Origin of the sequence: Mesotoga sp. Brook.08.105.5.1, assembly GCF_002752635.1 — a bacterium.
In the GTDB taxonomy this organism is placed as follows: domain Bacteria; phylum Thermotogota; class Thermotogae; order Petrotogales; family Kosmotogaceae; genus Mesotoga.
Window position 1 is genome coordinate 1 of the sequence record NZ_AYTW01000033.1, and the last position, 7,257, is coordinate 7,257.

Annotated in this window: 7 protein-coding genes and 1 pseudogene; 6 read left to right on the forward strand and 2 right to left on the reverse strand. The window is 42.3% G+C overall.

What is annotated here, in order from left to right; translation table 11 throughout:
* The 4 genes and pseudogenes from V512_RS14760 to V512_RS14660 all read left to right on the forward strand — a co-directional run.
* Nucleotides 1–217 (forward strand): annotated as a pseudogene (locus tag V512_RS14760) (hypothetical protein); the annotation flags it as partial.
* Nucleotides 214–501, forward strand: coding sequence for a nucleotidyl transferase AbiEii/AbiGii toxin family protein (locus V512_RS10625; RefSeq protein WP_207759762.1), 288 nt, complete (start codon nt 214–216; stop codon nt 499–501). The pseudogene V512_RS14760 and the gene V512_RS10625, both read left to right, overlap by 4 nt.
* 130 nt (nt 502–631) lie before the next feature.
* On the forward strand, nt 632–1,783 hold the full coding sequence (locus V512_RS10630; protein ID WP_099830441.1) for an AAA family ATPase: 1,152 nt from the start codon (nt 632–634) through the stop codon (nt 1,781–1,783).
* A 259-nt stretch (nt 1,784–2,042) separates the two neighbouring features.
* A complete protein-coding gene (locus tag V512_RS14660; RefSeq protein ID WP_099830442.1) occupies nt 2,043–2,243 on the forward strand; it encodes a hypothetical protein in 201 nt (66 codons plus the stop codon).
* Nucleotides 2,244–2,611: 368 nt separating this feature from the next.
* Here V512_RS14660 and V512_RS10640 read toward each other — a convergent pair whose 3' ends face one another.
* Complete coding sequence (locus tag V512_RS10640; RefSeq protein WP_099830443.1) at nt 2,612–2,803, reverse strand: YegP family protein; 192 nt, start codon at nt 2,801–2,803, stop codon at nt 2,612–2,614.
* A 133-nt stretch (nt 2,804–2,936) separates the two neighbouring features.
* Complete coding sequence (locus tag V512_RS15395; protein ID WP_099830444.1) at nt 2,937–3,095, reverse strand: hypothetical protein; 159 nt, start codon at nt 3,093–3,095, stop codon at nt 2,937–2,939.
* A 729-nt stretch (nt 3,096–3,824) separates the two neighbouring features.
* Between V512_RS15395 and V512_RS10650 the strand changes: the two genes are divergently transcribed.
* Entirely contained in the window at nt 3,825–4,451 is a 627-nt protein-coding gene (locus V512_RS10650) for a type IV toxin-antitoxin system AbiEi family antitoxin domain-containing protein (protein ID WP_099830445.1), read from the forward strand.
* 4 nt (nt 4,452–4,455) lie between these two features.
* The gene (locus tag V512_RS10655) at nt 4,456–5,361 is read left to right on the forward strand and encodes a nucleotidyl transferase AbiEii/AbiGii toxin family protein (protein WP_099830446.1); all 906 of its coding nucleotides are present in this window, start codon (nt 4,456–4,458) and stop codon (nt 5,359–5,361) included.
* Nucleotides 5,362–7,257: the final 1,896 nt, after the last annotated feature.

Below are 7,257 nucleotides of genomic sequence, written 5' to 3' on the forward strand. Positions count from 1 at the left end.
TGAGAAAATGGAGTCTGTCCCTATTTTTCTACAGATCATAGTCCCTATTTTTCTACATGAGAAAATGGAGTCTGTCCCTATTTTTCTACAGATCATAAGCGAAGCGTTCAAGAGATATACACAACTGCCCAGTAGAGATATTCCCATGATTTCAAAGTATGCAAAGCTCATGAGGGTAGAAAAGAAGCTTAGCGCCTATTTGGAGGTATTGCTTTGAAGAACTCGATGCAGCTGAAAGCGATCATTAAGAACGTGGCAAAAAGCAAGAATATATCTGCTCAAATTGTCCTTCAGAACTATATGCTGGAGCGTTTGCTGGAAAGAATTTCATCATCACGCTACCAATCGAACTTCATCTTGAAAGGTGGATTTCTTATCGCATCAATAGTAGGCCTTGATACAAGGGCGACCATGGATATGGACGGGACCATTAAAGGGCTAAAAATGAATGTAGAAAGTATATCAAACATGCTGAACGAGGTTTGTGCGATAGAAATGTGAATAATGAAGTCCCTATTTATAGAAAGGCCTTACTTAGTGTGGTTTGGTTGAAGATTCAGGAATTCATGCGGAAATTGATATAATTGTTCTTGTATAGCCTAAGCAGCGCAGGAAGAAGGGAGGGTTCTCCGTGAGAGTCGTTCTTGAGAATATCGGGCCGATAAAAAAAGCAGACATTTCGGCCGGTGATCTGACCGTTCTCGTCGGGCCACAAGCAACGGGTAAAAGCATCTTTCTTCAGTTGTTCAAGTTCTGCGTTGATCACGCCGACATAGTCAGAGAATTGAAGAAGTTTGGCTTTGATTGGAAGAATGAGCTCGAGAGTTTCTTGCCAGTCTATTTTGGCGAAGGGATGCAGGCGATATGGAATTCTCAGAGCTACATTGGACTTAACGGAAGAAAGTTTCAGATCGAAACTCACGTGAAGAGATCAGGCGGAGAAGACAGTGAGGCCAAAGTATTCTATATACCCGCTCAACGAGTTCTGATTATCTCTGCCGGGTGGCCACTTCCTTTCACCTCTTTCGATCCTACGTACCCTTTCGTTGTTAAGGACTTCAGTGAGAAGATCAGGCGCATAATGGATTCCGGCCTTGGGAGCGGCGGCATCCCTATCTTTCCGAGAGACGGATACTTCAAGAAAGAGATAAGGGACGCGCTGCAGAAATCCATAATGAGAGAAGGCAAGCTGAAACTAGATATAGGCCTCAGGAAAAGAATCATGCTGGAGGTTGCGGGAGTATCAATGCCTATCATGACCTGGTCTGCAGGCCAAAGAGAATTTGCGCCCTTACTACTTGGGTTGTTCTGGCTGCTGCCTTCGGCAAAAGTCTCTAAAAAGCAAGGCGTGAACTGGGTCATAGTTGAAGAGCCAGAAGCAGGCCTTCACCCGCTTGCAATTAGGGATGTCTTTCTTACTATAGTCGAACTGTTGAGCAGGAATTATAGAGTCCTGCTCTCAACCCATTCTTCGGGAATAATAGAACTCGTTTGGGCAATAAATGAGATTGTATCTCATCCTGAAGCAACTGCAGACAAAAAGAGGAAGCTTCTCCTCGACCTTTTCGAACTAAAAACAACGACAAATACGAACAAACTAATAAAGGATTTCGAAAACAAGAAGCTCGTTGTCAACTACTTCAAACCGACCGAGGCTGGCGTGGTGACTGAAGATATTTCTTCACTCGATCCCGGGAGCGATAAGAAGTCAGTGTCGGAATGGGGTGGCCTCGTAGAATTCACTTCCAAGACAAACGAAATCGTAGCAAAGCTCTGGAGGTAGAAAATAGATCAAATACAGCCCATAATGAATTCATCTCTTGGCCCCTGTATAAAGAACGGACTTCAAGCAATTGGAAACCTGACAGAGTAAGTCTCAAGAAACGAGAACCAATGCAAAGAGCGTTGATATAGATAGATGCCTCAAAGAGGATTATCCGACTGAGAATAGATGGGATTATGCTGTTTTCATCGAGAGTGATGCTGTTCTGAAAACAGCATTCATAGAGATTCATCCGGCAAATGAATCCGAGGTCGATGAGGTGATCAAAAAGGCGCAATGGATGAAGCGATGGATCATGGATAATCAGATAAGAGTCATCACTGAGAACCGGAAGTTTTTCTGGGTTTCATCTGGCAAGGTAAACGACAGCAAGAACTCCCAGAAAATACGTCTTCTCCACAAACAAGGAATCGAAGGCCCACAAGAACATTTGGTTGTTGACAAAGAAATGAGATTCTAATGCCCCATCCGATTATCCCGTATCAGCCCGAAGTAATTCTATACGGGACACCGTTCTTTAAGTAATGGATCTTGCTCCCGCTCTTATGGCCTCGATCCTAAACCAACCAAGAACTTGGACGCGAAGCGTCGGAACGAAGAACTGCTCTTCTCCCGCTCTTCCCAAAGACGGGTCCACGCTCTTGGACGAAGGTCGAAGGACGGCTCTCTGCACGCTCTTATGAAGGAAGAACTGCTCTTGTTCTCAAAAAGGGAGTATGTCCCTATTTTTACTATTAGATGACACCGGGGACGTCAACTTTGTTGATGTCCCCGTCTTCATCATAAAGCATTAACTAAAAGCAGATAACGGGTACCTAATATCCGTGGTCAAGTTGCTTCAGTCAAGTCTTTGATCTGAGCAACTGGTGCGTATTCTTTCACATTATTGATACCGTCTTTACAATTGCTCTTGGTTGAATAACCTTCGCCTATGGCAATAATTTCTCCGTTAGGTGCTAGGAGTCTGAATCGATATTCATTATTCTTGTCCTTAAAGATTTCAAACCGCGGTTCTTTCATTGCTATTTTCTACCTCCTTGGTCAGGTCAAGTCAAGACACCTGATAGCTTTTGTTTGCAATAACAACGTTCAAATAACAATAAGTCTTTCTGTAGAATTAGTGCTCAAATTAGGGTTCGAAATCACTGTCCAGCTACTTTGTTCTTCGGACTAGAGTGAAATTAGTCTTGTGGCACTTGCTGCATGGAGGAAACCTTTCGCCCTTTACACAAGTGACTTCATTACCACAGTTTGTGCATTTGTAGATACCAGAGACTTCGACTTTCTGGCCAGTTGTTGGCAATCTTTTCACCTCCTTCCAGTGAACTTATGCATAAGTCATCAAGCGAGCTTCCAAGAATTGAGTGCTTCAACTCTAACCGCAATGACAGTTCTTCTACGAAGCAAGTTCCCTAGAGAAGATAGAAAATACAACAATTAACAATGCTTTCATTTTACTACTTTATCAACATAAAACAAAACTCCTGAATACTCCCAGGATGCTCATCCATCCTTAGCTGCCACTAAGGATGTGGTTGACAACTTGAATGTCACTTGAGTAGTAGACTTTTCCTTATTAATATGATAAGGTCCCTATTTTTCCATTCGAAGGACGGCTCTCTGCACGCTCTTATGAAGGAAGAACTGCTCTTGTTCTCAAAAATGGAGTCTGTCCCCATTTTCTTTTCTTGGTTGTTGACAAAGAAATGAGATTCTAATGCCCCATCCGATTATCCCGTGTCAGCCCGAAGTAATTCTATACGGGACATCGTTCTTCAAGTAATGGATCTTGCTCCCGCTCTACGCCCTCGATCCTAAACCAACCAAGAACTTGGACGCGAAGCGTCGGAACGAGGAACCGCTCTTGTTCTAAAAATGGAGTCTGTCCCCGTTTTTCCATGCGTTTTTCCATGGCAACCGCAAAGCGGTTCGTGTCGTGTTTCTTAAGCTGCCATTATGGTAGAATAATCTGGATAGAACACTAGGCAAATATTTATAATTACATAGTGTTCTATCCACATAATCGGTGGAGGCCTTTTTAATGAGCAATAAAACCGATATTGAGAAAAAAATAAAGTCCTGCTTCAAATATAATAATTATTTCCAGCAAACATCGCAGTTTCTAAAAGCGGGAATACATCCAAGAGAAATAAAGACGGCTCTAGAAAATGGATGGATTATCAGGATAAAACATGGTCTATATATGCTGGCAGATGCATACAATGGTCTTGAAACTGATCTTGTGGCAATTACTAAAGCAAGTAAATATACCGTTATATGTCTAGCTTCAGCACTCCAGTTTTATAACCTGACTACATACATCTCTCCTAAAATTACCATTGGTGTACCTAATAACGTAAGTCATCTCAAGTTTGAATATCCCCCCGTTAAACTCTATTACTTTGACAAAAGCACATACAAAATCGGTATTACCAGAATAAAAACGAATTCCGGGATTATAAGAATATATGACCTCGAAAGAACCATCTGCGATGCTTTCAGATTCAGGAAGGAACTTGGAGAAGACATTGCCGTTGAATCATTAATAAATTATGTAAAACGCAAGGATTCAAATATCTCAAAGCTAATGGAATACGCATCAATGCTTAGAATCAAAACGGTGATAACACCTTATCTTATACCCATTATAAAATCCGCTATGGAGTGATTGTATGCAAAATATTGGGGCTTCGGTTAGAACGAAACTGTTGAACATTTCAAGAAAGACAGGAAGATCCAATGAGTACTTGCTCATACAATACTTTTATGAGCGTTTTCTCTACAGATTAGGAAAATCAAAATACAGAAATAGATTGATACTCAAAGGCGGAATGCTGTTGATATCCTACGATTCCCTAAATAGATCAAGGCCTACAAAAGACCTAGATTTTCTTGCAAAGGGGCTTCCAATAAAAGCAGACAAGGTAAAACCAATTATTGAGGAAATACTTAATTCCGCAGACTCGAATGATGGGGTGCTATTTGATGCAAACAGCATTCAGGTTGAGCAAATAACAGAAGATCAAGATTATACAGGAATTCGGGTCTTTTTTGTAGCTCAGCTTGCCAATACTAAAGTAAAGACCCGACTTCATTTGGATATTGCCGTGGGAGACAGCATTGTTCCAAGTCCGATTGAAATGGAATATCCCGTACTTCTTGATTTTGAAGCTCCTAAGGTTATAGCTTATTCCAAAGAAACAGTTATAGCTGAAAAGCTTGAGACAACTGTCAAAAGAAGCACGGCAAATAGCAGGTTGAAAGATTTCTATGACATATACTACCTTGCTCAAACAACCAATTTTTCTCTCGATGTCCTCTCCAACTCAATAAAATCAACCTTCATGAATCGAGGAACTCCTCTTCCAGAAGAAACTTTCTTTCCCGAAATGATCAAAGACGATGCTGGTATGGAAATACGGTGGAAAGCCTTCATTTCAAGACACGGACAACTTACGGATATTTCATACCAGGAATTGGTTAAAAAGCTGGATTCTTTTACCAGACCAATTATAATGAAAAACCAAGAGGAAAGTATTTGGGATTTCAACACATGGTGCTGGGCATCTACCTTATAAACCAACAAAAATAACAAAGGAAAGAACACCTTTGAGAACTATCTCTGTTTTTCAAGGCTTCCTCACTCGTTAGCGTGCAACTCGGTTTTCAGCTTAGCTAGCTTATCAACAACCACGAAGTGGTTCGAAACAATTTCATAGGAGTTCGTGACACCGGCTTAGTCTGTCGTGTCAATCCCGAGGGATTCGCCCCGCTGCAAAGCAGCTCTTGCCTAAACCCAAGGCGCATCTCTTGACCCTACCATTTTCCCGTAGAAAATGCGACCATATTTTCTACAGCGTCACTTTTTTTCGGTCTACCCCTTGGCCTTCTTTTAAGTGAAACGCTTAAAACATTTTCGAATTCGGCAACCTTTTGATCGCTGAAGAACGGCTTTCCATCTGAACAGAGCTTTTGTTCAATGGGTTAGACACAACAGAATACAGCATCTAACTGTTCGCTCTTGGATGATTCATCCTCACCACTTCACTTCTTCTTGTTTTACTACTCCTCATTTACTTGTCCAATTCCCCTCGTGGTGAAAAAGGCAAAGAGATACCTCTTCTTGAATCACTTTTGTCTTCATCTCTCTTTGCACTGCTCTCCTGAATGAAGAACTATATTACGCAAATGTAAATAAAGGAGTCTGTCCTATTTTCTTGAAAGTCATAGGTATAATTTGTCCGGGAAATTAGGTTATGAAGGAAGAACCGCTCTTGTTCCTAAAAATGGAGTCTGTCCCTATTTTTCTCTTTCTTTCTCTCTCTCTTCCTCTTCCCGCTCTTTCGGCTCTTGCCATACCCTTGCCATACCCTAGACGCAGTTCTAGGAGAGAAACCAAGAACCTGGACGCGAAGCGTCGGAACGAAGAACTGCTCTTCTCCCGCTCTTCCAAGGACGGGTCCACGCTCCTGGACGAAGGGCGAAGGACGGCTCTCTGCACGCTCTTATGAACGAAGAACTGCTCTTGTTCTCAAAAATGGAGTCTGTCCCTATTTTCCTATGGTGAAAAAGGCAAAGAGATACCTCTTCTTGTATCACTTTTGTCTTCATCTCTCTTTGCATTGCTCTCCTGAACGAAGAACTATATTACGCAAATGTAAATAAAGGAGTCTGTCCTATTTTCTTGAAAGTCATAGGTATAATTTGTCCGGGAAATTAGGTTATGAAGGAAGAACCGCTCTTGTTCCTAAAAATGGAGTCTGTCCCTATTTTTATTGTGATTGTGCTCTTATTTGTTTATAAACGCTTACCAACCACCAACAACGGCTCTGAAAAAACGAGTCTGTCCCTATTTTAGGTCCCCCGTACCACCAACAACGACTCTGAAAAAACGAGTCTGTCCCTATTTTTGTATTCGCCCTTGAGAAAATGGAGTCTGTCCCTATTTTTTGCTAAGCTCCTAGCTCCGGAACGATGAACCGCTCTTCAGAAAATGGAGTCTGTCCCTATTTTTTGCTCCTGGACGAAGGTCGAAGGACGGCTCTCTGCACGCTCTTATGAAGGAAGAACTGCTCTTGTTCCTAAAAATGGAGTCTGTCCCTATTTTTGAACCCGTGTCAGCCTGAAGTAATTCTATACGGGACACCGTTCTTTAAGTAATGGATCTTGCTCCCGCTCTACGCCCTCGATCCTAAACCAACCAAGAACTTGGACGCGAAGCGTCGGAACGATGAACCGCTCTTCAGAAAATGGAGTCTGTCCCTATTTTTCCTCCTCGCTGACTTGATCTCTCAATATTCAGCTGCTCATCAAACATCTCTTCTATCCTCTTCACGCTCTTTCTTTCTTGATCTAAGTCCCCGCTTGAGCGGGGTGGCGGCATGCTCCTGCCGACGGGGAGTGTGCACGTCCAGCTAAGGCAAGAATGTTCAGTGGGAGAAAAAGGCCCGCCGGGGAAGAAGTCAGAGCCCCGT

What these genes read in the sequence shown, in the direction of transcription:
- V512_RS10640 (WP_099830443.1), bottom strand. Translation starts at nt 2,803, where the DNA reads ATGAAAGAACCGCGGTTTGAAATCTTTAAGGACAAGAATAATGAATAT.
- V512_RS10650 (WP_099830445.1), top strand. Translation starts at nt 3,825, where the DNA reads ATGAGCAATAAAACCGATATTGAGAAAAAAATAAAGTCCTGCTTCAAA.
- V512_RS10655 (WP_099830446.1), top strand. Translation starts at nt 4,456, where the DNA reads ATGCAAAATATTGGGGCTTCGGTTAGAACGAAACTGTTGAACATTTCA.